This is a genomic window from Bacillus sp. J41TS8 (assembly GCF_018333035.1).
Classification (GTDB): domain Bacteria; phylum Bacillota; class Bacilli; order Bacillales; family Bacillaceae; genus Bacillus; species Bacillus paralicheniformis.
This window is the reverse complement of sequence record NZ_BORF01000013.1, coordinates 62,843-88,564: the sequence shown is the minus strand read 5'-3', so window position 1 is coordinate 88,564 and position 25,722 is coordinate 62,843. Positions and strand designations below refer to the sequence as shown.

Here is a 25,722-nt window from a genome sequence, read left to right as displayed (position 1 = left end):
TCCGCTTCATTCTCCAATCACTTTTTATCAATTCTTTCCGTCACAATCCCGACGATGTCCCGGTCTGAAACAAAGCCGAAATGGCGGCTGTCAAAGCTGTGGATCCGGTTGTCCCCGAGGACGAAGTACTCATTTTCAGGCACCTTTTCCTCTCCGGTCACTTCCTTCAGCGTAAAATCCCCTGTCAAGTCCCCTCCGGCAGTGACGGCCTTTAAATCGTCCAGATAAGGCTCTTTGATCTTTTCTTCGTTGATATACAGCTGATCATCTTCATACCGGAGGGTTTCGCCCGGAAGCCCGATCACCCTTTTAATGAATATATCTTTGTCAGGTCCTTTAAACAGCACGATGTCAAATCGGCTGATCGTTTTAAAGTGGTGGGCGAACCTGTTGATCAAAAGTTCGTTGCCCTCCTGAAAGGTCGGATTCATGCTGACGCCTTCTACTTTATATTCAATGAAAACGGCATTTTTGACCTGAATTCCGACGACGATGACAAGCAGCACCCCGGCTATGACCAAAAAACGCTTTTTCAATTCTGTGTCCCCCTAGTCTTTCTCTCTCTGGCTGAATCTCACGTTCAGACGATGTTCAACCCGTTTTCCGGCGTACCATAAGATCAGCATGACGATGATCACGGCAGCTGTCCGCAAAGGCTGGGTAAAAAGCGCCTTCAGATCATGGCCGACAAAGCTCACCATAAAAATCATCACGAACTTGCCGCAAAGCACCGCCAGTGAAAAAGGCAGCAGGCTGACTCTCGAAAGTCCTGCCACAACATTTACCGCCGCCGAAGGCGTGAATGGAAAGCAAAGCAGGAGAAACAGCGGACCGAAGCCCCGTTTTTCCACCCAGATCATCAGTTTTTTTACGGATGGATGCCTGCGGATAAAACCGAGTGCTCTTTGCTGGCCGAAATGGCGGATAAAAAGAAAAACTGCTATAGAGCCTAAAGATGCCCCGATCCACGTCAACAAGAACCCCTGCCATAAACCGAACGAATTTACATTGGCGACAACAAACACGAGCAGGGGTAAAAACGGGAGCAGCGCTTCAATAAACGGCAGCAGAACGGCTACAAAAGGACCAAAAGCCCTGTAGCTCTGAAAAAACTCTGTTAAATTCTCTTCTGTAAAATAGCTGAATAATTGCTCCAACATTGATTCTCCTCAGGGCGGTTGTCTACTTCTATTCTACACTTTAAATCAAAAACTTTAAATCATCCGTCTCGGTGTTTTCTGTATTAGTCTGAAACAACTTGATCATTTTAGTCATTTTTTCCCGTTCTTGATTAAAAGGCCGTCTTTCGTGTAAAATAAAAACAGAACAAACGTTCCTTATCAATAAAAGAAATGAGGAGAAAAGCCATGACAAGAATTCCCGCTGAAGCCAGGGATATGATTGAAAAGGCGATTTACCTCCCGATGACCGTCAGCATATTAAACCGGGACATGAAAATCATCCAGCAGGGGCCATTCAAGCTGAAAGACCCCTATCAGCGTCTGATCGAACAGGCGTTAAAGCTTGCCCAGCGCGATCTGTACGACGTGAAAAATGAACTGCGCCGGCGGAAAATCAAGGTGCACGAAGTGTCACGGGACGAAGCCTTTACGATGTACTCCTTTATATATGAAGGATACGAAGAAGAGCATAACTATTTTAATCCCCGCATCCGCAATCAGGTATCCGCGCTTCTTGAGTACTATTTATTCAAAGCCGCTCCCGATCAATAGCGCTTTTTCAGCTCCCTGAGGATGAATTCGTATATCAGCTGATTCCGGTCTTCCTTCGGATAGAGCATAAATTCCTGTTTCTTCTGCATGGCGTTTCCTTCAATCCGGTCGATAAATTTTGTTCTCAGCCATGCCGTTCGGTAAACCTGGTTTTCAAAAGATGTGATGGATACGGGCAGCTCCAGCGTTTCCCCGTTGACAAACGTGACAAACGTGTTGTCATACTTTGCCGCGCAAAACTCGTGAACATGCGCATGGGAAAGCCACCCGCACTGAGGACGAGTTGAGGAAAATGTGGGAAAAAGAAAAATATTGTTTGAGTGATCCACCATGATCGGCGGTTTATGGGAAACTTTAATGACCTCATATGTGCCCGCTTTTCTCCCCGCATAGCTCGACCCGAAATAGCGGCAGCTTCTTTCGATGATCTGAAACGGCTTCATATTGACGCGGAAAGTCCTGTCAGCCTCGAGTATTTTTGAGGCGGGTTTCTCCCCCTCTCCCAGAGGCAGGACAGCCATTGTCGAACTGTTTACTTCATACGTATCTTTTGTCATATCCTCTGTGCTCATCATGATCCTCCTAATCGTTAGTAAATTTATACTATTAATCTAACATTATCCTTTACAAAACGACAGGATTTTTTCCAATTAATTTGAAAATATGTTTTTAAAATGCCATTTTTATGTTTTGTTCGATTAAATCCGTGTTTCTTTGTCCAAATATACAAACTTTTATTCTCATAAACACGCATCTTCGAATAATTATCTAAAAATTATAAATACTTATTGATTTTTTGTTGTGTAATCCATATACTATAAAAAAGGCATCAGGGGGAATCTTTATGAAAGAGAAAAAGTCGTACGCTGAGCTCATGAAGTCCCGCAATACCCAAAAGGTGAAAGAACTTGATGTAACCATCACGGATATCTACATTCAAATGGTCCTTGATGAATCGCTTTTTAAACGGCGTTTGCACACGCTGAACAAGAAGATTAATGAAGCATTAGACAAAGGAGATAAGCAATCTTTCCTTGAGCTTTCAAGAGAATATACAGCGCTGAAAAAGCACGCATAACGGCCAATCCCTCCCGGATTGGCTTTTTTACGCGGAAAAAGCCGGCTTATGAAATAGTCCCGGCCTTTTTATCCGTTAATAATCGTTCCGCCGTTGACATGGAGCACTTGGCCCGTCATGTAGGAAGAATCGTCGCTGGCTAGAAACAAATAGCTCGGCGCCACTTCAGCAGGCTGTCCGGGCCGTTCCATCGGCGTTGTTGAACCGAATATTTCGACCTCTCTCTCCGTAAACGTCGACGGGATCAGCGGCGTCCAAATCGGACCCGGCGCCACCCCGTTCACACGGATGCCCTGATCGACAAGCGACAAAGCGAGCGAACGCGTAAATGATGTAATCGCTCCTTTCGTCGAAGAATAATCGATCAGCCTTTCATTGCCGGCATAAGCCGTAATCGAAGTGGTATTGATGATTGAGCTGCCTTTTTTCAAATGCGGCAGCACAGCTTTTGTCAAATAAAACATTGAAAAAATATTCGTCTGAAACGTTCGGATCAACTGATGGCTTGTAATTTTTTCGATTCCCTTTTGCGGATGCTGTTCAGCCGCATTATTGACGAGTATATCGATCGTTGGGAATGCTTCCTTTGCCTGGCGCACAATATCGTTGCAAAAAGCCTCGTCTCCGATGTCTCCTGCGATCAGCTTGCATCCGACCCCTTCTTTTTCCACATACCCCTTTGTTTCTTCTGCATCGCGGTGTTCATTTAAGTAGACAATGACAATGTTCGCGCCTTCCTTCGCAAACAAAACGGATACGGCACGGCCGATTCCGCTGTCTCCTCCCGTAATAATCGCGGTTTTCCCGGCCAGTTTCCGCTCTCGTTTCGGCCGGTCAAAAACGGGCCGGGGATCCATCAAATACTCCAATCCCGGACGCTGCGTTTGGTGCTGGGGAGGCAGTACTTTCTTCGGCTGCTTGCTCAAAACGATTCCCTCCTTCACATCGATTCAACCTTACTATTTTATGAAAACGCCCCTTTTTTATGACAAGCCGTTTCACATGCATGAATATTTCTCAATTGGGAAAATTTAAGAACAAAACAGATGGATGATGGAGGGAATTTTGTGAGCAATCAAGAACAAAAACTGCCGGACTCGCCTGAATCGTATTGGAGAAACAGTACAGATCTTCCTAAGTTCGAAGAACTGTCTGAAGATGTCAAAACAGATGTCGCCGTCATCGGCGGCGGCATGACCGGACTGACGACTGCTTATTTACTGACGAAAAAAGGCTACAGCGTCATCTTGATCGAATCCGGGCGGATACTCGACGGAACAACCGGCTATACGACAGCCAAAATCACCGCACAGCATGATCTGATCTATGATGAGCTGATCGGGCACATCGGAATGCCAAATGCGAGACTGTATTATGAAGCAAACCTCAAGGCGCTGTCCTTTATCAAAAACCTCGTGCTTGAGCAAAAGATTCCGTGCGATTTTGAAGAACAGGACGCATGCATTTACACAACTGAAGAACAATCGGTACAAAAAATCAGAAAGGAATATGAGGCATATCAAAAGCTCGGGATTGACAGGGAATTCATCAAAGATCTCCCCGTTCCAATCGATATGAAAGCAGGACTTGTTATGAAAAACCAGGCCCAGTTTCATCCACTCCACTATTTGAAACACCTTGCAGAGGCCGTCCTGGAAGCCGGCGGAAAAATTTACGAAAACACGGCTGCTAAAGAAATCAAAGAAGGCGACCGGCCAAAAGTGCTGACAAGAAACGGGCATCAAATCTTCAGCGATTATGTCGCGTGCTGCACGCACTTTCCGTTTCATGATAAAAAAGGCTTCTATTTTGCAAGGCTTGAGCCGAGCCGGTCATACGTGCTCGCCGTCAAGCCGAAAACGCCGTATCCAGGCGGCATGTATTTAAGTATAGATCAGCCTTCACGCTCGCTCCGTTCGGTGACGATTGACGGAGAAGAAATGGTTCTTGTCGGCGGTGAAAGCCACAAAACCGGCCAGGGAGAGGATACAATCAAGCATTATCAGGCGCTTGAATCATTTGCAGAAGGCGTGTTCGGCATTGAATCGATCCCTTACCGCTGGTCAGCGCAAGATTTAATCACGCTTGACAAAATTCCGTATATCGGGCCGATCTATCCGAAAGAAAAGCGCATTCTCGTCGCCACCGGCTTTCGGAAATGGGGCATGACAACAAGCACCCTCGCCGCGCAGTTGATGACAGACCATATCGCAGGCGAAGACAATCCTTATCAAGCCGTCTTTCAACCGGCCCGTTTCCACCCGGATCCAAGCATCAAAAAAGTCATTTCCTATAACGCGGATGTTGCAAAACACTTTGCCGAAGGAAAACTCGAACAGCCGATCAGGAAGCCGGAAGACCTTGTCAACGGAGAAGGTGCGGTCGTATCACATGCCGGGAAACGTGCGGGTGCTTATCGCGATGAAAAAGGCGAGCTTCATCTGGTTGACACAACATGCACCCATATGGGCTGCGAAGTCGAGTGGAACGACGGAGAAAAGACGTGGGACTGTCCGTGCCACGGCTCAAGGTTTTCGGTCGACGGCGATGTCATCGAGGGTCCTGCCGTAGAACCTTTGAAAGATCCGGAAAGCTGAGGTGTACAAGTTAAAAAGTAATGAAAAATTGCCGATAAAAAGATAAATGCTGGAAATTTCATAAAAACGGCAGTTTTATCATTAACGATTACAGGGGGATACGATCGTGTTATTCAAAAAGGATAGAAAGACAGAACGATCATTCTTTGCTGAAGAAGGTCCTGACCAAACAAAAAGAATCAGGCTCAATCAGCACGCAGAATTTAAAAAACAGCTGGCAATGGTCGATTTGACGGATGAGGATCTTTGGGTGCTGAGCAGGCTGAAGCCTTTAGTCACTGAACATATCGAAACCATCGTCACCCGGTTTTACCAAAACCTTGAGCATGAAAACTCTTTGATGGAGATCATCCATGACCACAGCTCAGTTGACCGTCTCAAAAAGACATTGACGATCCACATCCAGGAAATGTTTTCAGGTGTCATCGACGAAGCCTTTTTAGAAAAAAGGATCCGGATCGCCCACGTTCATCTTCGGATTGGGCTCTTGCCAAAGTGGTATCTGGGGGCATTTCAAGATCTCCTTCTTTCCATGCTGTCAATCTTTGAAAACGCATTATCCGATGAGGAATACAGGCGGTCAGTCAAAGCCGTCACCAAAATTCTCAACATCGAACAGCAGATCGTCCTCGAGGCCTTTGAAGACGAGCATGCAAGGCTCCGCAGACTTGATGAAGAGAGCAAAAATGACCTTCACCGGCAAATCAAAGATACTTCCGGTTCTTTGGCCGCTTTATTTGCCGAAACAACGGGCGCTGTACAGGAATTGGTCGACAAATCGTCCGAAATCGCCGAAACGTCAAGAGCCGGAACGAAGACAGCTGTTTCTGTCGAACAAAAATCGATCGGCGGAAAAAAGGAGCTTGAGGAGCAGGAACACCAGCTGAATCAAATGGGAAGCAGCATGACGCAAATCGAGCAGGAAATTAAAAAGCTGGAAGAAATCGCACTGCAGATCGAAAAGATTTTCGGAATCGTAACAGGCATTGCCGAGCAGACAAATTTACTTTCGCTCAACGCCTCGATCGAATCTGCAAGAGCGGGGGAGCACGGCAAAGGGTTCGCAGTCGTCGCAAACGAAGTCAGAAAGCTGTCCGATGATACGAAAAAAACCGTCTCCACCGTATCTGAGCTCGTCAATAACACAAACGCGCAAATCTCGATCGTCACGAAGCATATTACAGATGTAAACGAACTCGTGAACGAAAGCAAAGACAAGATGTCGGAGATCAATCATCTATTCGATGATATCGTCTCCAATATGAAAACGAGCAAAGAGCAAAGCGGCCGAATCGAAGGCGACCTGCAGGCGTTTTTAAGCGGCCTTCAAGATGTCAATGCCGCCGTGTCACAAGTCGCGGTTTCAGTCGATTCTCTCGTAGAGCTGACAAAAAAATAAATCATTCCTGTACACAGGTCAACTCATGGCCTGTGTTTTTTCTTTCGATCCCCTTTTTGTAAACTTAAATAAAAACAAAGTTGACATTATAGAACTTTAAATGATACTTTGATTCTATTACGTAATTGAAAGGAATCGAGACTACTATGCAAGTCAAAGATATGACATTTATCTCGCTTAGCACAGCCATCATGGCAGCGCTCGGCTTTTTCCCGCCGCTCTTTTTGCCATTCACGCCCGTACCGGTTACGTTTCAGACGCTTGGCGTCATGCTCGCCGGGGGAGTCAACAAACCGCGGAACGCGGCACTCAGTCTTACCGTCTTTTTGCTGCTTGTCGCAAGCGGCTTGCCTCTCCTATCAGGAGGAAGGGGCGGAATCGGCGTCTTCATGGGCCCAAGCGCCGGCTACCTGCTCGCCTACCCTGTCGCAGCGTTTTGCATCGCATGGGCCGTCGGCAAACTTAAGGTTTTACATTTTCGAAACCTCTTTTTCATTCATCTCTTATTCGGCGTATTGCTGTTATACACGGCCGGCGTTCCTGTCCAGGCGTTTCTGATGCAAATTCCTCTTACCGAAGCGATGAAGCTCTGCCTGGTGTATGTTCCCGGAGACCTGCTAAAATCCACCGCAGCCGCCTTTCTCGTGCTAAGATTAAGAAAAGCGCTCAAAAACAACGTAAGCAGAAATGCAGCTTAGGAGGATTGAAACCGTGCCAATTATTGAGACTTATCAATACCATGCCAAAATCCATCCTCGGAAAACGGCTGTTCAAACAGATGAAATGTCTGTCAGTTATCTGGAATGGCACCAGTTAGTATGCAGGACGGCCAGTTGGCTCAGCGCGAAAAAAACAGAGAATAAAAGAATAGCCTTTTCGCTTCCGAACGGACTGCCTTTTTTGCAGCTGTTCGCGGGAGCGGCGATGGCCGGCTGGACGGCCGTTCCGTTTGATCCGCGCTGGAGCCCGTCTGAATGCCGGGAAAAGCTTTCTCTTTGCAAAGCCGAACTGTTCATCTCGGATCAGCCGTTCCCTGATCTTGAACAAACGCTGCTTCTGAACGAATGCCTTGACGAAATCAATCATGCTCCGGTCCTGGAACCTCGCACGTTTGATGATGAACCGTTTTACATCGGCTTTACATCCGGGTCTACCGGAGCTCCGAAAGCATTCATCAGATCACATCGCTCTTGGGTCGAAAGCTTTCGCATCAGCAGCAGGGACTTTCAGCTATCAGCCGGAGACAGCGTCGTGATACCCGGCTCGCTCTTCTTCTCGCATTTTTTATACGGAGCAATGACAACGCTGTATCTCGGCGGAACCGTCTACCTTCTGAAAAAATTTTCACCGTCCCGGCTCGAAAACGCAGTCGCCCGGAATCCCGTGACAACGCTGTTCACGGTGCCGACGATGACTGAAGCCCTGAGAGCTGAGAACAGGCGAATCGATAAACCAGTCAAGGTCATTTCCTCAGGCGCCAATTGGAGCAGGCAGGCTAAAAAAGCGATTCAAAAAGCGTATCCGCATCTTTCTTTATTCGATTTTTATGGAACTTCTGAGATGAGCTTCGTCTCTGTGTCCGCTCCGGAAGACTTTCATGTGAAGCCAGACTCTGTCGGACGGCCTTTTCACAATGTTGACGTTGCCATCCGTTCAAGCTCAGGGGAAGCAGTCCGAATCGGGGAGGTAGGCAAAATTTTCGTGAAAAGCCCGATGCTGTTTTCAGGCTACCTCCAAGAAGCTTCCGCCGCCTCCCCGATTGATGAAAACGGCTGGATGACAGTCGATGACATGGGCTGGATGGATGAAGACGGTTACCTGTACATAACAGGAAGGGAGAACAGCATGATCGTCTACGGCGGCATCAATATTTTCCCCGAAGAGGTTGAAGGTGTTCTCCTGTCACACCCGGAAGTGGAAGAAGCTGCAGTAATCGGCATCCGCGATGATTACTGGGGAGAAAAAGCGGCAGCCGTCATTAAGGGTAAAGCCCCGGTTAAAGAGCTTAAAACATATTGCAAAAGCCGACTCGCTCCGTACAAAGTACCGAGAATGTGGCACTATCTCGAACAGATTCCGCATACTTCCGGAGGAAAAATCGCCCGTCATCTTCTAAAAGAACAGCTGAAGGACGTGATCAGATGAAAGCTGTCATCACGGCCGCCAAAAGAACGCCGCTCGCCAGACAAAACGGCTTATTGAAAAATGCTGAGCCCCATGATCTGGCCGCCTCTCTGATCAAGCACCTCGCAAAACCGCTGAACGGGATATTGGACGAGGTCATCCTCGGAAACGTAGTCGGACCAGGCGGCAATATCGCCCGTTTATCCGCGCTTGCCGCCGGTCTTCCCGTTTCCGTCACAGGAATGACGATAGACCGTCAATGCAGCGCTGGGCTCGAAGCGATCCGGACCGCCTGCTGTTTCGTGCAAGCCGGGGCAGGATCCTGCTATATTGCCGGAGGAACGGAAAGTGCAAGCCTCTCCCCTTTTCCGGGAAGAGCGAGGTTTTCTCCCGATGAATGGGGTGATCCGGATATGGGAATTGCCGCTGAGCTGACGGCGGAGCGGTTCCGCATTACCCGCAAGATGCAGGACGACTATGCCCTGTTAAGCTATAAAAGAAGCGAGTCCGCGTTTGAAAACGGCTATTATGACGACGAGATTCTGCCATTTCAAGGATTGGCTGCCGATGAAAGCATGATTCGCAAACGGCCGCTGGAAAACATCATCGATAGAGCAAAACCCGTCTTTAAAAAAGGAGGAACCGTAACAGCCGCAAACAGCTGCGGAATTCACGACGGGGCAAGCGCGGTTGTCGTGATGAACGAAGAAAAAGCGGAAGCGCTCCGCTTGCAGCCTGTTCTCCGATTTGTTGACAGCGAGGTCGCCGGCGTCGATCCAAACGTTCCGCAAATTTCCCCGGTGCCCGCGATTCAAAAACTCTTAAAGAAACGAAACCTGTCTGTCAAAGACATCGATTTGTTTGAGATCAATGAAGCGTTCGCCGTCAAAATCGCGGCCTGCGCCGGAGAGCTTGGCCTGCCCTATCACAAACTGAATGTCAGGGGAGGCGCTTTGGCGCTTGGACACCCGTACGGTGCTTCAGGAGCCGTGTTGGTAACCCGCCTGTTTTACGAAGCGGTAAGAAGAGACAACTTGAAGTATGCCGTCGCTGCGATCGGCAGCGGCGGCGGAGTCGGTATGGCGCTCCTTTTTGAAAAAATCGTTTGAATTTTTCTCTGTTCAGTCATCATTCGTAGTCATTGTTTTTAAATTTAGTATAATAGCCATATCACCGAAAAACGCGAAAGCCGACATCGAAAGGAGATTTTTCAGAATGACTGCGATTTGTTTGATCCGGCACGGCGAGACGGACTGGAATGCTTTAGGAAAACTGCAGGGAAGAACCGATATTCCTTTAAATGAAACCGGTCAAAAACAAGCAAAAGAAACCGGGGCGTTTTTGAAAGGGTCCGACTGGGACGTCATCATTACAAGCCCTTTAAGAAGAGCGAAAGAAACCGCTGAAATCATCAATCAATACCTGGGACTTGAAATCATCGAAATGGAAGATTTCATCGAAAGGAATTACGGAGACGCAGAAGGGATGCCATTCGAAGAAAGAACGAGGCTCTATCCCGATAAAGAATATCCGAATCAGGAATCAAAAGAAGCGCTTGCCGAACGGCTGATGGCCGGCGTTCAAAAGGTCAGCGAGCGGTATCCGGACAAAAAAGTGCTGATCGTCGCACACGGAGCCGCGATACACACTCTTCTGTCAAAAATCTCAAACGGCGACATCAACCTGGAAAATACGAAGCTCGTCAATGCCTGCCTAAGCAACATCAAATTCCATGAAAATAAATGGCATGTGAAGGATTACAATCTTTCACACCATTTGTCAGATTAAAAAAAGACGGCATCAACCATGCCGTCTTTTTTTATGCTCTCCCCCGCCTCGCTTCGCGACGCAGCAAATAGATAAAATACGGACCGCCGATAATGGCTGCGATCAATCCGGCCGGTATTTCAAGCGGCGGAACAAGGCCTCTTCCGGCGGCATCGGCTATCAAAAGAACGATGCCGCCGACGAGAGCGGAAACGGGAATCAAGATCCTCGTTTCAGCCCCTGCCAGCTTTCTTGCGATATGGGGCGCCATCAGCCCGATAAAACCGATTGTTCCTACGGCGGTCACTGCCGCAGCTGTCAGCAGAACCGCGCCGGCAAGCAGCAGAAACCGCGTTCTTTCAAGCCGGAGGCCGAGGCCGACGGCAATCCCGTCCCCTGATTTGATGATATCGAGCGGTTTTGCCGCAAACCATATCGGAGGAATCACCAGACCGCACCATATGAAAAGAGACAGTACATCATCCCAGCCTCTCCCCCACAGACTTCCGTTCAGCCAAATTAATGCGTTGTTGACATTCGGGCTCCCCGTTGAGATGAATAGCTGAATACCCGAATGGCAGAAAGCATTGACCGCGATCCCGACAAGCGCCAGCCGCACAGGAGAAATCCCGTTTCGATAAGCCAATAAATAGACGAGAGCAGCAGCCAAAACGCTTCCTGAAAAGGCGGCGCCTGTCAGCAGAAGCGGACTTTGCTGTGAAAACAAGACCGTAACGATCACAGCGCCCAATCCCGCTCCTCCTGTAATTCCAAGCGTGTCGGGTGCGGCCAGCGGATTTTTCATCAGCGATTGTGCGACTACACCCGCGATTGAAAGCGCCCCTCCGGCAAGCACAGCGAGAAGGATGCGCGGCATTCGAAATTCCATCACCAAGAAGCGGACTCCCGCATCCCCTTGCCCTGCCAGTGATTTCATTACGTCCCACAGTCCGATGTTTTCATCGCCGATCGCCAAATTGAGTACAATGAGCATCAACAAACAGGCGCATAACGCAGAGAGGACAAGCGCCGATTGCCCGCGCCGTCTTTTCATTTTTCTTTCCGCATTGTTCATCATGCCGCCCCCTTTTTCCGTCTTCTCGCCAAATAGATGAAAAACGGCGTCCCGATCATTGCCGTGACAACTCCGACCGGCGTTTGGTACGGAAAATAGACAAAGCGGGACAGAATATCAGCAAACAGCAAAAGAACGGCTCCAAGCAATGCCGAATACGGAATCACGAACCGATAGTCAGCCCCCATCAGATACCGGATCATATGAGGAACCATCAAACCGATGAAACCAATCGGTCCGGCAGCGGACACCGATGCTCCTGCCAGCGCGACAACAGTGAAAGCGATGAACAATCTGCTGAGCCATACATTTTGTCCCAGCCCATGTGACACATCATCTCCGAGACTCATAACGGAAGCCGCCCTCCCTAAGGCCAAAGCCGCCAACAAACCCGCAATGCTTACCGGAATCAACAAATGAAGCTTATCCCACGAACTCCCCGCTAAAGAACCGGAAAGCCAAAACAACAGCGTTTCCGTCGACTCTTCATGAAAAATAAGCAGCATTTGCGTCATCGAAGCAATGATCGCCTGAATGACGACACCGATCAAGGCAAAGCTGATATCCCTGTCGTGTTCGCTGAAAACTGAGGCAACCGCGTACACGACCAGCGCGGCCGCGGCACCGCCGGCAAAAGCGGCTCCCATCGCTGTCTGGGGAGCGGCAAGCGCAGGAAACATCACCGTCAAACATACGACAGCAAGAGAGGCCCCTGCATTGATTCCGAAGATGCTCGGAGATGCGAGCGCATTTCTTGTCACCGCCTGCATCAGTGCGCCCGCGGCCCCTAGATTCGCGCCGATGAATGCGGCGGCCAAGGCGCGCGGAATTCGGATGGACTGAATAATCGCGTGCAATTTTGAACCGTCGTACATAAACACAGCTGCCCAAATGTCGGGCAGCGCAATCGTTGACGAACCGATTGAAACAGAAAGCGCAAAACCCGCGAGCAAAAGAAAAACAAAAATGAGCGGTGCAAAACGTTTCATATATATCAAAACAGGTCACTCCTTTAGAAAAAAACAAGCGCATGCTTTTGTAAAAAGCATGCGTCAGATTGTTGACAAAATCCCAAAATGGCTCTTAGTTTTGGGATTTTGTCATCCTTTCAGCGTGACCCTCAACCCTTGCAGTCTAGGAAGGCCGAGCATCGGAAGCTGACTTTCACAGGATGTGATGACGACGGCGTTCAGGCAGGACGCCTGGGCGGTTAGCCGCCGATCCTTCCTCTTATTCGTGAGCACCGACGCGCAGACCTGACAACGAATGCGAGGGTTTGTCGACACGCTGACGCATGCTTTTGTAAAAAGCATGCGTCATCCCGTCCAGCAAGCCGGCAGGCTCTTAAGATTTCTTTTGATCCTCAGACAGAAGATGCTGACCGATTTCATCTATCAGCGCATCTGCTCCGTCAATACTGCGGCGGAGCGACCAGGCGAATCTGTCGGCTTCATAAACCTTGCCGTTTTTGACAGCGCTGAGCTTTTTCCAAAGAGGGTCTTTTTCGATCGGTCTTTTCCCGTCTTCATCGACTTTATCTTTTTCTCCCGTCATCAGGACAATGGTGTCGGGGTCTTTCTCAAGCAGCTGCTCAAGCGTCATTTTAATATTGACGGATTCACCGTTTTCGCCATCGCCTTTGCTGCTGTCTCTGACACCGTATGTATAGCCGATTTTCGTCAGAAGCTGAGACGTGAAAAAGTTTTCGTCGCGCACAGTGATTGCTTCATTTGTGTTTCCGAGCAGAAGAATGCTCTGTTTCCGGCTCCCGAATTTCTGTTTCAATTCATTCAGCTTTTGTTTATGTTCAGCCAACTTTTTCTCCATTGCGCTTTCTTTGCCGACGGCTTTCGCAATCGTAAGAGACGCGTCAAGCGTGTCCTGATAATCTGCATTCAAGTTTTTCAGCGCGATTGTCGGCGCAATTTTCGCCAGTTTATCATAGACACCGCTGTGCCTGCTCGAATCGGCAATTATTAAATCGGGCTTTAAAGAAGCAATTTTTTCAAAACTTGGCTGGGCGCGCGAACCGACTGAAGTATACCCTTCGATTTTTTCTCTGACCTTCTCGTTAATAAACTTAGGTTTGCCGTCGTCCGCAATCCCGACAGGCTTAATGCCCGCATCAAGGAGCGCATCAATAAAACCCAATTCAAGAACAACAACTTTTTTCGGATTGTTCTTTACTTTCGTTTCTCCTAAGTCGTGCTTAACTGTCACGGAATCCTGACTGAAGGTTTTTGTACTTTCGCTTCCCCCCGAGCAGGCTGTCAACACTGATATCATCAATAGGAATAAAATAGCAAAATACTTGTGCTTCATATGTATCTCCTTTTCTGGTAGTAGACGAAATTATTATAGCAACACTTCATACCAATGACAACGATAATCATTATCATTATAAAAAAAGAAAGGAGCCTCCTTCTCCTTTCTACACCCGTTCATTCACGGAATCCCCCGCTTTGCTTTCTCTGCTGAGGGAAAGAATGATGACCGTGATGATCACCATTACCGTACCGGCACCTTGAAAGGCATTGAACGGCACACCCAGCCAGACCGCCGACGACAAAACAGCCGCTAGCGGTTCGGCGCAGCTCAGGCAGCTCGTTTCTTTTGCGGAAAGATAAGAAAGGCTGCCGATGTATAGGGCAAACGCCAAAGCTGTGCCGCACAATACAACAAACAGAATGGCTGCCGCCTCCCCTGCCCCAATGTGCGAAAGGTCAAACCGAAACGGCGGAAACAAAAAAGAAATTCCGGCCCCTCCGACGAGCATACCCCATCCCGTAACCGTCAAAGCACCGAACGATTGAATTAATCCTCCTGCAAAAACCGTATAGAAAGCAAGCGCTCCACCGGACAAAATGCCCCAAACGGCGGCCTCGGCCGGAATATACAAACTGTCCGGCCTTCCGCCTGTCAAAAGAAGAAACACGCCGAAAAGCGCCAATAAAGTAAGTACGGCATCTTTCCCCTTAGGCGGAAGTTCTTTTTTAACATATAGGTAAAACAATACGAAAAAAGGCGCCAAGTATTGAAGAATTGCAGCAGCCGCGGCATTACCCTTTTCGATTGAAGCAAAAAACGTATATTGAACAGCAAGCATTCCAAAAATGGAAAATACTAAAACCGAACAAATATCTGTTTTTTTCTTCCATATCTGACACACATGTTGAAAACCGTTTTTCATTGAAACATATAACAAGAGAATGACTCCCGATGCCAGAAGCCTGACAGAGACAAGCGAGCCGGCTTCAACCGCTCCCCTTTCAAATATGTACTGTGCAGCGCTTCCCGATAATCCCCACAATGAAGCCCCTGCAAGCACCATCAATACACCTTTCACATGAGCTGATTTCATATCTTTCACCCGTTTCTGTATGCGATATATTGCATATTTTAATAGATGATCGACAAGGCCGCAACCTCCTTCGGCAAAAAATGATCTCTTAAAATAAATGAATAGTATTTTCATAAAATGAATCAGATGGAGCAATCTCCTGTCATTCGCGGCCCTCGGGACCTCTTTCCCTGCCAGGCTGAAGCGGTCTATTCATACTTTCGAACTGAACATTTTTCTAAAACAGTTATTAATAACCAAAAAATTTTAAATTGGTCCTCCAAAAAAATAGGCCTACCATATAATTCATTTTTTTTCTATAATAAATTAACAGAATAATTGGAATAGATTATATTATCCTTCTATTTAAATTATTCTGAATAAAGAGGAGGAGAGTGAGTAATGATGAGGAAAAAGAGTTTTTGGCTTGGGATGCTGACGGCCTTCATGCTCGTGTTCACGATGGCATTCAGCGATTCCGCTTCTGCTGCTCAACCGGCGAAAAATGTTGAAAAGGATTATATTGTCGGATTTAAGTCAGGAGTGAAAACCGCATCTGTCAAAAAGGACATCATCAAAGAGAGCGGCGGAAAAGTGGACAAGCAGTTTAGAATCATCAACGCGGCAAAAGCGAAGCTAGACAAAGAAGCGCTTAAGGAAGTCAAAAATGATCCGGATGTCGCTTATGTGGAAGAGGATCATGTGGCCCATGCCTTGGCGCAAACCGTTCCTTACGGCATTCCTCTCATTAAAGCGGACAAAGTGCAGGCTCAAGGCTTTAAGGGAGCGAATGTAAAAGTAGCCGTCCTGGATACAGGAATCCAAGCTTCTCATCCGGACTTGAACGTAGTCGGCGGAGCAAGCTTTGTGGCTGGCGAAGCTTATAACACCGACGGCAACGGACACGGCACGCATGTTGCCGGTACAGTAGCTGCGCTTGACAATACAACGGGTGTATTAGGCGTTGCGCCAAGCGTATCCTTGTACGCGGTTAAAGTACTGAATTCAAGCGGAAGCGGATCATACAGCGGCATTGTAAGCGGAATCGAGTGGGCGACAACAAACGGCATGGATGTTATCAATATGAGCCTTGGGGGAGCATCAGGCTCGACAGCGATGAAACAGGCAGTCGACAATGCATATGCAAGAGGGGTTGTCGTTGTAGCTGCAGCAGGGAACAGCGGATCTTCAGGAAACACGAATACAATTGGCTATCCTGCGAAATACGATTCTGTCATCGCTGTTGGTGCGGTAGACTCTAACAGCAACAGAGCTTCATTTTCCAGTGTGGGAGCAGAGCTTGAAGTCATGGCTCCTGGCGCAGGCGTATACAGCACTTACCCAACGAACACTTATGCAACATTGAACGGAACGTCAATGGCTTCTCCTCATGTAGCGGGAGCAGCAGCTTTGATCTTGTCAAAACATCCGAACCTTTCAGCTTCACAAGTCCGCAACCGTCTCTCCAGCACGGCGACTTATTTGGGAAGCTCCTTCTACTATGGGAAAGGTCTGATCAATGTCGAAGCTGCCGCTCAATAACATATTCTAACAAATAGCATATAGAAAAAGCTAGTGTTTTTAGCACTAGCTTTTTCTTCATTCTGATGAAGGTTGTTCAATATTTTGAATCCGTTCCATGATCGTCGGATGGCCGTATTTAAAAATCTTGACGAGAAACGGCGGGTTTGCCTCGCTCAGCCCGGCTTTTGAGAGTTCTTGAAACGTCGAAACCGCTGCATCGCTGTTTTGCGTCAGTTCAATCGCATACTGGTCAGCAGCTTTTTCCTGATGCCTCGAAACTGCGTTCGTAAATGGAGACGACGCGAAAGAGATGACCCCCATCAGCATCAGAAGAAGCGGAAGTGCGGCTAGATCGGATTTTCCTGCAATATGAAGGCTTCTTCCATAGCGGCCGATGATCCGCTTGTACAGCTTGTCGATCACATAAAAGACAGCAAGGGATAAAAGCAGATACCCGCCAAGTCCTATGTAAACATGCTTCATCACATAATGTCCCATTTCGTGCGCCATGATGAATAAAATTTCCGGCTCATCCAGCTTGTTCAGCGTGGTATCCCAGAGCACAATCCTTTTATTGGCGCCGATTCCTGTTACATATGCATTTAACGCATTCGTTTTTTCAGACATGTTCACTTCATAGACGTGATTCGCAGGAATATCCGCCTGATCGGCCAGCTTCAGAATGCTTTGTTCAAGCTCTTTATTTTTCAGCGGATAAAAGTCATTGTATAAAGGATCAATGACAACCGGCTGGAGAAAAAATAAAAACAGCGTAACCGGAACCGTCAGACACCAGGCATAAAACCACCAGCGTTTTTCATGCTTTTTGATCAAATAGTAAAAGACGATCACCGCCGCAGCCGTTATCGGAAAACTGATCCAGAAGTCGATCACCTGGTCTTTGATCCAGCTCGCGGTTGTCTGGGTTGATATGCCGTAGTCAAGCGAATATTGATAGCTGATCCAGTCAAGCGGCAAAGAAACGATCGTGACGATCAGAAACAAAGCAAAAACATATGCCGTGATTTGAATGCTTCTCCTCTTCGAGGTCTGCTCCGCCCAATTTTTCATTTTCCTGGATAAACCGGCAATCAACAATATAAAAAATAAAAACCATTCAAACGGAATCCGGATAAAAAACAGAAAGTCCTTTATTTTCGAGTACTCTTCCGTCAGCATGAGTTCTCTTTCGTTCATAAATGCCGCCGGGTCTGCGCTTGTCCCTTTCAGCGCCTCAGGAACGGAGGGTTCACCGGCCATAAAGAGATACCAATAGAAAAAAAGGCCGTACAGCACATACAGGAGACCGGCTCCCGCGATCCATTTCCGCATGGGAATCACTTCCTCTCACATAGCAGTTACTTCTATTGTAAGCTTTTCATGCGAAAGTTAGAACCAAGCCTTACAATGAGAGCAAGAGGCCGGCGCCTGCGAGCGTCAAAATCGTCCCCATCACGACGACTATGACGCTTGCTCCAAAATAGGAAAATAAAAATGCGATAAGAGCGCCGGCAAGTCCGTAGAGCATACCGCTTTGCACCAAAAAAACTCCCGGAAAAATGAGAGCCCCTAAGACGGCGTACGGCACATTTTTCAGCACGCGCTCCAAAAATCCGGGAAGCTTCAGGCTTTCAAAAGCAATGAGCGGCACCATCCGCGGCACATATGTAACGGCAGCCATGCCGATAATCATCCAGATGATCGGGCTAAACATAGTTTCTCTTCCCCTCTGTTCTAAATTGGTACAGCCATTCAATCAGGACGGCGGATAAAAGCGTAGCGCAGACGATCGACCATCCTGCCGACAATATTCCGTTCATTTGGAAAACCGTATTGAATAACGCAGCCGCCCCCGCCAGCAGCAGGACTTTTCGCTGTTTTTTCAAAGGCGGCACCAACAATCCGATAAACATGGCATAAAGGGCGATGCTCATGCTTTCCTGGAGAACAGCCGGCATGGCGGCCCCTGCAAAATGCCCGGCCGCACTCCAAAAAACCCAGCTTACATATCCGATCGAACCGAGGCCGATCATATACCCGGTCGTCAGCTTTTCCTTTCTTAGAGCAGCGACGGCAAACGATTCATCTGTCACCGCGAAAAATGAGTAAAACGCTTTTTTCCAAGGCGAATCTTTTTCTACCAATTGATTCAAAGTCGCCGAAAATAAAAAATGTCTGATATTCACAATGAACGTCGTCATAACGATTTCGATGATTCCCGTCTGAACGGCGAGCATGCTTAAAGACATATACTGGGACGCTCCTCCGAAAACAAGGGCGCTCATCAAAAACGTTTCAAAAAGCGACAGCCCCGTTGTTTTCGCCAAAAGCCCGAATGTCAAAGCGACCGGAATGTAGCCGACGGCAAGGGAAACCCCTGAACGAAGCCCGTCTAGAAAATTGAGTGAATCGTGCTTTTCCATCTTGACACCTCTTTACGGATAATAAATGAGTGTATAACATGATGCCGTTTGTTCCGTGTTGTTTTCGTACGTATGCACGGTGTTTGCGGTGAAATGCATCGCATCGCCTTCGTTCAGGCTGCAGGTGTAATCACACGCCGTCACCGCGATCGCTCCTCTAGAGACGAGCACATACTCTTCAATCCCTCCGTGGTGAGGCTCTGATTCGTGTACACAGCCAGGCGCAAGTTCAATATAAAAGATTTCAAACTTCTTTTTCTGGTCGAAGGGAAAATGCGGAAATGCCGCGTATTTTTCTTCTCCGGCCAAAACGGGCGTTTTCTCATGCTTTCTGACGACCGTCGGCTCCCCCGCGGGCTTTTCTGCCAAGGAAGTAAATGATACTTGCAGCCCGTTTGCGATCTTCCACAAAGTTGTGATCGTCGGACTTGAAGAGCCTTTTTCAATTTGCGCGAGCATGCCTTTGCTGACGCCAGTCATCGATGACAATTGATCAAGACTGTAATTGCGGACTTTTCGCAGCCTCTTTATGTTTTCTGCGACTTGTTTTTCAATCGAATTCATCTTCTGCCTCCTCTCAATAAATTGAACATTTGTATAATTTATTGAACATTATAGCATAATTTTTTAGGATGAAAAGCCATTAAACGGAGAAAATAAATAGCCTGAGGTGATCATTCTGAAAAAAATAATGGGGATCATACTTTTTTTCGGTATTTTATCTATCACTGTCTTTTATGTATTCCACTTGATGGCGGAGCCTTTCGACTCAAGAAATGCCGAAGAAATCATCTTGAAGCAGGCAGATGACAGCGAAAAAACGGTCAGCATCAAAGATAGGCACAACATAGGCGTTCTGCTTGATACATTTAACAAAGGGAAAAGAATGAAAGAAAAGTCGGCGCATAGCCTGCCTTCTCCGGCGTATCACGGATACATCAGCATGACCGACACACATCGCGTTCACTTCACCGTCTGGCTGAAGAAAGATGAAGCCGTCATCCTGAAAGAAGAGGAGGGCACATATTTTGTTCTCCGACAAAAGGAAAAAGACGCTCTTCTCAGAGAACTGCAGAAAAGGGACGCGGCAGGCGTCCCTTTTAACGTGTCAAGATTGATTTGTCAAAATGTCTTTTAAAGCGCGCCTTAAAATTTTGCCGGTCGAATTTTTCGGTATTTCATCCATGAAGACGATCGCCGCCGGGCGCTTGTATTTGGCAAGATGCTTTTTGCAATGCGACAAGACATCATCCTCTGTCAGCGTTTTATTCTTCGGAACGACATAGCACTGGACGGCTTCTCCCGTATTCGGGTCGGGCACTCCGATCACCACCGCTTCTGCGATTTCCGGATGAAGGTAGAGCACTTCTTCGATCTCCCTCGGATAGACATTATAGCCGCCGACGATAATCATGTCTTTTTTTCTGTCGACGATATAAAAATAACCGTCTTCATCCCGTTTTGCCAAATCACCTGTATACAGCCATCCGTCTTTAATCGTATGGGCCGTTTCTTCCGGCATGTTGTAGTACCCTTTCATAACATTCGGCCCTTTAACGATCAACTCCCCGACTTGACCGGCAGGCAGCTCTTCCCCGATTTCATTGACGACTTTGTTTTTCACATTGAGAATGTTCGTGCCGATCGATCCTGGCTTGCGGCCGGTGCTGAACGGGTTAAAGCATGTAACAGGAGAAGCCTCCGACAAACCGTAGCCTTCTAAAACGAGAACGCCGAATCTTTCTTCAAAGCTTTTCAGGAGAGCGACAGGCATGGCCGCTCCGCCTGAGATGCAAATCCTGATGGATCGAAAACCGGTTTCATCCGCCCCTTCATACTGGTACAGGTAATTGTACATTGTCGGCACGCCTGAGAAGATCGTCGCCTGATGCTTTTTAATCAGCTTGAAAACCTCGGCGGGACTGAATTTCGGCACGATCAAAATCGCTGCGCCGTTCATGAGCGGCGCATTCATGCAGACCGTTAAACAAAAAACGTGGAACATCGGCAGGGCGGCGACGACAAGGTCAGATTCATTCATTGTTAGATAGCGGGCTGTATCATTTGCATTCGAAAATAGATTTTGATGTGTGAGCATCGCCCCTTTTGGTCTTCCCGTAGTTCCTGACGTATAAAGGATGGCGGCCGTATCTTCGGCGTCGATTTCAGGAAACGGCCGGACAGGAGGTTTCATAATGTTTGTAAACGATTTCAATTTCATCTTAACCTCAGTGCTTTCCGGTTCGCGAAGCGGCTCTCCCGTTTCGCAAAGTACGACGCAGCTGACTTTCGGAAGGGATTCATGCACCTTTTCGTAAAGCGGAAGCAGCTGTCCCAGAGCCACGATCACTTTTGCGTCGCCATTTGTCAGCATATAGCCGATCTCAGTCGGCGTATAGGCCGGATTGATCGGTATGACAACGGCTCCGGCCTTCAGCACACCGTAAAACGCAATCACAAAATGCGGGGTATTGCCGAGAAGCAAAGCAACATGATCTCCCTTTTCCACCCCGATTTCGCGCAGACCTTCTGCAAAGCAGTCAATTTTCTGCTGTAATCCCCCGTATGTTTCCGTCTGTTCCCCAAAAATATAAGCGGTTCTGTCAGGCTTTGATTGAGCTGTTTCCCCTAATTTTGAAACTAAATTCATTCTCCCACCCCTTAAAAATGAATGAATGACCATTCATTTTGTGATAATCAAAATCTATTCCCATTATAGTAAATGAACAGAAAACACTCAAGGGCTGTTGGGAAATATCTTCCATTCCTCTCAAGTTAAAAAGGGGCCGCGGAAACCGCAGCCTCTCTTTTAGTAGACAAGATCCAAAAATTCTTCTTTTTGAATATTGCCGAAGTAATGCTTGATGTCGACGCCTTGAAGGGCTTCTTCAATCGCTTTTCTTTCATACTGTACGCCTGTCAGCTTCTCTTCAATATCGCTGACATCGCCGACTCCGAAAAAGTCACCGAATATTTTGCACTCGCGGATCACGCCTTTTTGCACTTCCAGGCGGATGTCGACCGATCCCGCTTGAAATCGTTTTGAATGCTGAAGATTGAATTTCGGAGACTTCCCATAGTTCCAATCCCAGTTTTGATAGCGTTCCTTTGAAATTTGATTGATGATTTTCCAGTCTTTTTCAGTCAGCTTATACTCCGGTATTTCCCCTTCGGTATCAAAAATATAGCGGAGAAGCATGCTTCGGAATTCCACTGTCGTCATCTTCTGATCGAGAAATTCGCTGATATTGGCTACCCGGCTCCTGATCGATTTGATGCCTTTTGATTCGATTTTATCTTTTTTTACTTTTAAAGCCGATACGACATGTTCTATCTCAGAATCGAACAACAGCGTGCCATGGCTGAACATTCTCCCTTTCGTTGAGAACTGGGCGTTTCCCGAAATTTTCCGGCCGTTTGCCATCAAGTCGTTTCGGCCGCTCAGCTCCGCATCGACGCCAAGCCGCTTTAAAGCGGCCACAACGGGCTCCGTAAACTTCTTAAAGTTATGGAAGCTGTTGCCGTCGTCTTTCGTAATAAAGCTGAAGTTCAAGTTCCCGAGGTCGTGGTAGACAGCTCCGCCGCCTGACAGCCTGCGAACGACAATGATCCCGTTTTCATCCACATACTTTGTGTTGATTTCCTCAATCGTATTTTGGTTTTTGCCGATGATGATCGACGGCTGGTTGATATAAAACAGCAGATACGTCTCTTCAGGATCGAGGTGCTTTAAGCAGTACTCCTCAATCGCCAAGTTGATCCTCGGATCTGTAATATTTTGATTATCGATAAACAGCATGTTTGTCAGTTCCTCCTTCTATTCTCCCCACACATAACCGGTGTGCGCCAGATCAACCGCGCCTTTATAAACGGTTTTGGCCTCTTCTGCTAGTTTTTGATGTTCCCCGAAATGCGGGAGGTGTGTCAAGAGCAGATGTCCCGCACCCGCTTCTGCAGCGATGCGTCCCGCTTCGAGGCTGTTCATATGACCGGCGCTTCTCCCATCCTGATCCGCATAAAAATTGCACTCCGAGATCAATAGATCGGCTCCTGCGCTGAACGGGATGAAAGCTTCCTGAAAGCTCGAATCGGCTGTATAAACGACAGAATGAACACCGTCCGTCACCCTCATAGCAAAGCAGTCAACAGGATGAACCGTCTTTAAAAACGTGAACGTAAACGGTCCGATTGCCAAAGACTCTTTCGGATCATAGGCCAATCCAGCGGTATGCGTTTTATATGTAAGCTTTGAAAACTGCTCTTCATCAAAAGGATGTCCATATATCGGAAGGGCATTCGCTCCCTTGCCGAGGAATGAGCCGACCAGTTTGGCAAATTGCAAAGGGCCGACATCCGCAATATGGTCGTGATGATAATGGGATAATATAACGGCATCAAGCTCCTCAACGGGCAGAAACAGCTGAAGCTTCGATAAAACGGCACTGCCGCAGTCGATTAAAACGGAATAATCCCCGGATTGAAAGAGATAGCCTGAAGTCGCTTCATTTGCAGCCGGAAATCCTCCGCAGCAGCCTATGACTGTCATCTTCATATATACACACCTCTTTTTTGTGTCTATCGTCCCCCTATTCAATATACCCATTTTTCTTAAAAATTGCATGTTTTATATTTTGTCATAAAACAGACATTGATTTCCTGGATACTGTTATAATACAATGATGACAACAAACGAATTGGGGGAATCAACATGCTCGCTAAAATCACCGAGTTCTTCAGAAATTTGCCTTCCAAAAAATGTTCAAAATGCGGCCACGATATTGATGAGCAGCACGAATGCTACGGAAACACTTGCTCTAAATGCTTAAATGTAAAAGATATATAGACGTCATTAAAAAATGCCCCGGCGGATCTCCCCGGGGCGTTTTTTTGTCATAAAGTTAGTTATAAAGAGAGAGATTCTTGTCAAAATTCATTATTTTAATAACATTTTACTATTTCACTTAGGGAAATATACACCGATGAACGTCCCGATTTGAATTTAAGCTGGGATGATCATCTCATATTTGAATTTTCAATATATTCAGACGTTATTTTTTTAATGGACGAGCTGTATTTTCTTTCGCTATACTTAATTTACGATCTCAAGTTTAATATTCTAGTATAAATTAAGCATGCGTTGGGAGGGCATCTATGAAAAGACTTAAATTCGGATTAGCCACACAAATTTTCCTCGGGCTGATTTTAGGTGTTGCAGCAGGAGCGATTTGGTTCGGAAACCCTGCGGTCGCAACGTATCTGCAGCCCGTCGGTGATTTGTTCTTAAGATTAATCAAAATGATTGTGATTCCTATTGTCGTTTCGAGCTTGATTGTCGGGGTTGCAGGGGCCGGCAGCGGAAAAAAGGTCGGCAGGCTCGGTTTTCGGACGATTCTGTACTTTGAAATCATTACGACTTTTGCGATCGTGCTCGGACTGCTCCTTGGAAATATCATTCAGCCTGGACACGGCGTAAACTTTTCTGGTGCTGAAAAACAGGATATCAGCCAATATGTAGAAACAGAAAAAGAGGCAAGCACCAAATCTGTCGCAGACACGTTCCTGCACATTGTGCCGACAAACTTTTTCCAATCGCTCGCTGAAGGCGATCTGCTTGCGATCATTTGCTTCACTGTTCTGTTCGCACTCGGAGTGTCAGCCATAGGCGAAAAAGGCAAGCCTGTGCTTTCCTTTTTTGAGGCAACGTCTCAAGCCATGTTCCACGTCGTGAACATCGTCATGAAATTCGCGCCGTTCGGCGTTTTTGCTTTAATTGGTGTAACGGTTTCAAAATTTGGTTTTTCTTCGCTTTTATCATTGGGAAAGCTCGTTTTGCTTGTCTATCTTGCTCTTGCTTTCTTCCTGATTGTCATTTTTGGGATCGTCGGCAAGCTGTGCGGTATCAATATATTTAAATTTTTGGCCTATATGAAAGATGAGCTTCTTCTTGCATACAGTACATCAAGCTCTGAAACTGTGCTTCCGCGCGTCATGGAAAAAATGGAGAAAATCGGCTGTCCGAAAGGCATTGTGTCGTTTGTCATTCCGATCGGCTACACATTTAACCTTGACGGCTCTGTCCTGTATCAGGCAATCGCGGCGCTGTTTCTGGCGCAGGTCTACGGCATCGATCTGTCCATTGGGCAGCAGCTCACGCTCATCCTTGTCCTGATGGTCACTTCTAAAGGAATGGCTGCCGTTCCCGGCACATCATTCGTCGTTCTTCTCGCGACTCTGGGCACGATCGGCGTTCCTGCTGAAGGGCTGGCCTTCATTGCCGGAGTCGACCGGATTATGGATATGGCGAGAACGGTCGTCAACCTGACCGGAAACGCTCTTGCCGCTGTGGTCATGTCAAAATGGGAAGGTGAATATGACGCCGTTAAAGGACAGACCGTCTTAAATCAAAGGGAGCCGGCAGATATGAAAATGTCCGGCTGACAGCCCGCAAAAAAACGTATGTTTCCCGCTTTTGGAGAAACATACGTTTTTTTAAAAATATGCAATTTGCTCAAGAAACCTGTCCAAACAACTTCCTTTCGTTTACATACGATGTACTGTAGTTAAATTAGAAAAGAAAACTGGAGGGAAGTTTAATGTATTTTTACCATGACCATTGCAAGAAAGATTATGACTTTGACTACCACAAGAAAGACCACGACTGC

At 47.2% G+C, this 25,722-nt stretch carries 27 protein-coding genes and 1 pseudogene; 13 read left to right on the top strand and 15 right to left on the bottom strand.

The window, feature by feature from the left end:
- Nucleotides 1-17 precede the first annotated feature (17 nt).
- Nucleotides 18-536 (bottom strand): signal peptidase I, encoded by a 519-nt coding sequence (gene lepB, locus KI350_RS17115; RefSeq protein ID WP_020450832.1) that lies wholly within the window; start codon nucleotides 534-536, stop codon nucleotides 18-20.
- A 12-nt stretch (nucleotides 537-548) separates the two neighbouring features.
- Nucleotides 549-1,160 carry a TVP38/TMEM64 family protein gene (locus tag KI350_RS17110; RefSeq protein ID WP_020450831.1) on the bottom strand — a complete coding sequence of 204 codons (612 nt, stop codon included), beginning with the start codon at nucleotides 1,158-1,160 and terminating at the stop codon, nucleotides 549-551.
- Between the two features lie 207 nt (nucleotides 1,161-1,367).
- Between KI350_RS17110 and KI350_RS17105 the strand changes: the two genes are divergently transcribed.
- Nucleotides 1,368-1,733: a YhjD family protein gene (locus KI350_RS17105; protein ID WP_105980857.1), complete on the top strand. Its 366-nt coding sequence runs from the start codon at nucleotides 1,368-1,370 to the stop codon at nucleotides 1,731-1,733.
- Here KI350_RS17105 and KI350_RS17100 read toward each other — a convergent pair.
- Complete coding sequence (locus KI350_RS17100) at nucleotides 1,727-2,305, bottom strand: competence protein ComK (protein ID WP_096747985.1); 579 nt, start codon at nucleotides 2,303-2,305, stop codon at nucleotides 1,727-1,729. The two genes, KI350_RS17105 and KI350_RS17100, sit on opposite strands and share 7 nt — an antisense overlap.
- Before the next feature lie 272 nt (nucleotides 2,306-2,577).
- Between KI350_RS17100 and KI350_RS17095 the strand changes: the two genes are divergently transcribed.
- Nucleotides 2,578-2,811, top strand: a complete 234-nt coding sequence (locus KI350_RS17095; protein WP_020450828.1) for an IDEAL domain-containing protein — start codon at nucleotides 2,578-2,580, stop codon at nucleotides 2,809-2,811.
- Between the two features lie 68 nt (nucleotides 2,812-2,879).
- On the opposite strand, the gene KI350_RS17090 is transcribed toward KI350_RS17095, so the two are convergent.
- Nucleotides 2,880-3,737 (bottom strand): SDR family oxidoreductase, encoded by an 858-nt coding sequence (locus KI350_RS17090; protein WP_020450827.1) that lies wholly within the window; start codon nucleotides 3,735-3,737, stop codon nucleotides 2,880-2,882.
- 120 nt (nucleotides 3,738-3,857) lie between these two features.
- Here KI350_RS17090 and KI350_RS17085 point away from each other — a divergent pair, with 120 nt between their 5' ends.
- From KI350_RS17085 to KI350_RS17060, 7 genes and pseudogenes are all read left to right on the top strand, one after another.
- Nucleotides 3,858-5,408, top strand: coding sequence for an FAD-dependent oxidoreductase (locus KI350_RS17085; RefSeq protein ID WP_043054265.1), 1,551 nt, complete (start codon nucleotides 3,858-3,860; stop codon nucleotides 5,406-5,408).
- Nucleotides 5,409-5,514: 106 nt separating this feature from the next.
- A pseudogene (locus KI350_RS23450) lies at nucleotides 5,515-6,048 on the top strand (protoglobin family protein); the annotation flags it as partial.
- A 252-nt stretch (nucleotides 6,049-6,300) separates the two neighbouring features.
- Complete coding sequence (locus KI350_RS23445) at nucleotides 6,301-6,807, top strand: methyl-accepting chemotaxis protein (RefSeq protein WP_374706265.1); 507 nt, start codon at nucleotides 6,301-6,303, stop codon at nucleotides 6,805-6,807.
- A gap of 146 nt (nucleotides 6,808-6,953) precedes the next feature.
- Nucleotides 6,954-7,505, top strand: coding sequence for a biotin transporter BioY (locus KI350_RS17075; protein ID WP_065643339.1), 552 nt, complete (start codon nucleotides 6,954-6,956; stop codon nucleotides 7,503-7,505).
- A 13-nt stretch (nucleotides 7,506-7,518) separates the two neighbouring features.
- Nucleotides 7,519-8,952, top strand: coding sequence for an AMP-binding protein (locus KI350_RS17070; protein WP_065643338.1), 1,434 nt, complete (start codon nucleotides 7,519-7,521; stop codon nucleotides 8,950-8,952).
- Nucleotides 8,949-10,040 carry an acetyl-CoA C-acyltransferase gene (locus tag KI350_RS17065; RefSeq protein ID WP_065643337.1) on the top strand — a complete coding sequence of 364 codons (1,092 nt, stop codon included), beginning with the start codon at nucleotides 8,949-8,951 and terminating at the stop codon, nucleotides 10,038-10,040. The genes KI350_RS17070 and KI350_RS17065 overlap by 4 nt, the downstream gene beginning before the upstream one ends.
- 106 nt (nucleotides 10,041-10,146) lie before the next feature.
- Nucleotides 10,147-10,719 carry a histidine phosphatase family protein gene (locus KI350_RS17060; protein ID WP_065643336.1) on the top strand — a complete coding sequence of 191 codons (573 nt, stop codon included), beginning with the start codon at nucleotides 10,147-10,149 and terminating at the stop codon, nucleotides 10,717-10,719.
- Between the two features lie 31 nt (nucleotides 10,720-10,750).
- Here KI350_RS17060 and KI350_RS17055 read toward each other — a convergent pair whose 3' ends face one another.
- From KI350_RS17055 to KI350_RS17040, 4 genes are all read right to left on the bottom strand, one after another.
- Entirely contained in the window at nucleotides 10,751-11,776 is a 1,026-nt protein-coding gene (locus tag KI350_RS17055) for a FecCD family ABC transporter permease (RefSeq protein WP_065643335.1), read from the bottom strand.
- Nucleotides 11,773-12,771, bottom strand: coding sequence for a FecCD family ABC transporter permease (locus KI350_RS17050; RefSeq protein ID WP_065643334.1), 999 nt, complete (start codon nucleotides 12,769-12,771; stop codon nucleotides 11,773-11,775). The genes KI350_RS17055 and KI350_RS17050 overlap by 4 nt, the downstream gene beginning before the upstream one ends.
- Before the next feature lie 346 nt (nucleotides 12,772-13,117).
- On the bottom strand, nucleotides 13,118-14,095 hold the full coding sequence (locus KI350_RS17045; protein WP_065643333.1) for an ABC transporter substrate-binding protein: 978 nt from the start codon (nucleotides 14,093-14,095) through the stop codon (nucleotides 13,118-13,120).
- Nucleotides 14,096-14,204: 109 nt separating this feature from the next.
- The gene (locus KI350_RS17040; protein WP_065643370.1) at nucleotides 14,205-15,134 is read right to left on the bottom strand and encodes a DMT family transporter; all 930 of its coding nucleotides are present in this window, start codon (nucleotides 15,132-15,134) and stop codon (nucleotides 14,205-14,207) included.
- Nucleotides 15,135-15,518: 384 nt separating this feature from the next.
- Between KI350_RS17040 and KI350_RS17035 the strand changes: the two genes are divergently transcribed.
- Nucleotides 15,519-16,655, top strand: coding sequence for a S8 family peptidase (locus KI350_RS17035; protein ID WP_023856571.1), 1,137 nt, complete (start codon nucleotides 15,519-15,521; stop codon nucleotides 16,653-16,655).
- Nucleotides 16,656-16,712: 57 nt separating this feature from the next.
- On the opposite strand, the gene KI350_RS17030 is transcribed toward KI350_RS17035, so the two are convergent.
- The 4 genes from KI350_RS17030 to KI350_RS17015 form a co-directional block, all read right to left on the bottom strand.
- Nucleotides 16,713-17,969, bottom strand: coding sequence for a M48 family metallopeptidase (locus tag KI350_RS17030; protein WP_009328927.1), 1,257 nt, complete (start codon nucleotides 17,967-17,969; stop codon nucleotides 16,713-16,715).
- Nucleotides 17,970-18,039: 70 nt separating this feature from the next.
- Nucleotides 18,040-18,351 carry an AzlD domain-containing protein gene (locus tag KI350_RS17025; RefSeq protein ID WP_009328928.1) on the bottom strand — a complete coding sequence of 104 codons (312 nt, stop codon included), beginning with the start codon at nucleotides 18,349-18,351 and terminating at the stop codon, nucleotides 18,040-18,042.
- Nucleotides 18,344-19,060: an AzlC family ABC transporter permease gene (locus KI350_RS17020; RefSeq protein ID WP_003180314.1), complete on the bottom strand. Its 717-nt coding sequence runs from the start codon at nucleotides 19,058-19,060 to the stop codon at nucleotides 18,344-18,346. Before KI350_RS17020 ends, KI350_RS17025 begins: the two co-directional genes overlap by 8 nt.
- Before the next feature lie 12 nt (nucleotides 19,061-19,072).
- The gene (locus KI350_RS17015) at nucleotides 19,073-19,624 is read right to left on the bottom strand and encodes a helix-turn-helix domain-containing protein (RefSeq protein ID WP_003180313.1); all 552 of its coding nucleotides are present in this window, start codon (nucleotides 19,622-19,624) and stop codon (nucleotides 19,073-19,075) included.
- 127 nt (nucleotides 19,625-19,751) lie between these two features.
- On the opposite strand from KI350_RS17015, the gene KI350_RS17010 reads away from it, so the two are divergent.
- Nucleotides 19,752-20,198, top strand: a complete 447-nt coding sequence (locus KI350_RS17010) for a YhfM domain-containing protein (protein ID WP_020450817.1) — start codon at nucleotides 19,752-19,754, stop codon at nucleotides 20,196-20,198.
- Here KI350_RS17010 and KI350_RS17005 read toward each other — a convergent pair.
- The 3 genes from KI350_RS17005 to KI350_RS16995 all read right to left on the bottom strand — a co-directional run bounded on the left by KI350_RS17005 (nucleotide 20,169) and on the right by KI350_RS16995 (nucleotide 23,612).
- Complete coding sequence (locus tag KI350_RS17005) at nucleotides 20,169-21,710, bottom strand: fatty acid--CoA ligase family protein (RefSeq protein ID WP_059231183.1); 1,542 nt, start codon at nucleotides 21,708-21,710, stop codon at nucleotides 20,169-20,171. The genes KI350_RS17010 and KI350_RS17005 overlap by 30 nt on opposite strands.
- A 159-nt stretch (nucleotides 21,711-21,869) precedes the next feature.
- A complete protein-coding gene (gene lplA / locus KI350_RS17000) occupies nucleotides 21,870-22,859 on the bottom strand; it encodes a lipoate--protein ligase (RefSeq protein ID WP_003180306.1) in 990 nt (329 codons plus the stop codon).
- Between the two features lie 18 nt (nucleotides 22,860-22,877).
- A complete protein-coding gene (locus KI350_RS16995; protein ID WP_020450814.1) occupies nucleotides 22,878-23,612 on the bottom strand; it encodes an MBL fold metallo-hydrolase in 735 nt (244 codons plus the stop codon).
- A gap of 156 nt (nucleotides 23,613-23,768) precedes the next feature.
- On the opposite strand from KI350_RS16995, the gene yhfH reads away from it, so the two are divergent.
- Nucleotides 23,769-23,903, top strand: a complete 135-nt coding sequence (gene yhfH, locus KI350_RS16990; RefSeq protein ID WP_003180302.1) for a protein YhfH — start codon at nucleotides 23,769-23,771, stop codon at nucleotides 23,901-23,903.
- A gap of 308 nt (nucleotides 23,904-24,211) precedes the next feature.
- Nucleotides 24,212-25,498, top strand: coding sequence for a glutamate/proton symporter GltT (locus tag KI350_RS16985; protein ID WP_003180300.1), 1,287 nt, complete (start codon nucleotides 24,212-24,214; stop codon nucleotides 25,496-25,498).
- Nucleotides 25,499-25,722: the final 224 nt, after the last annotated feature.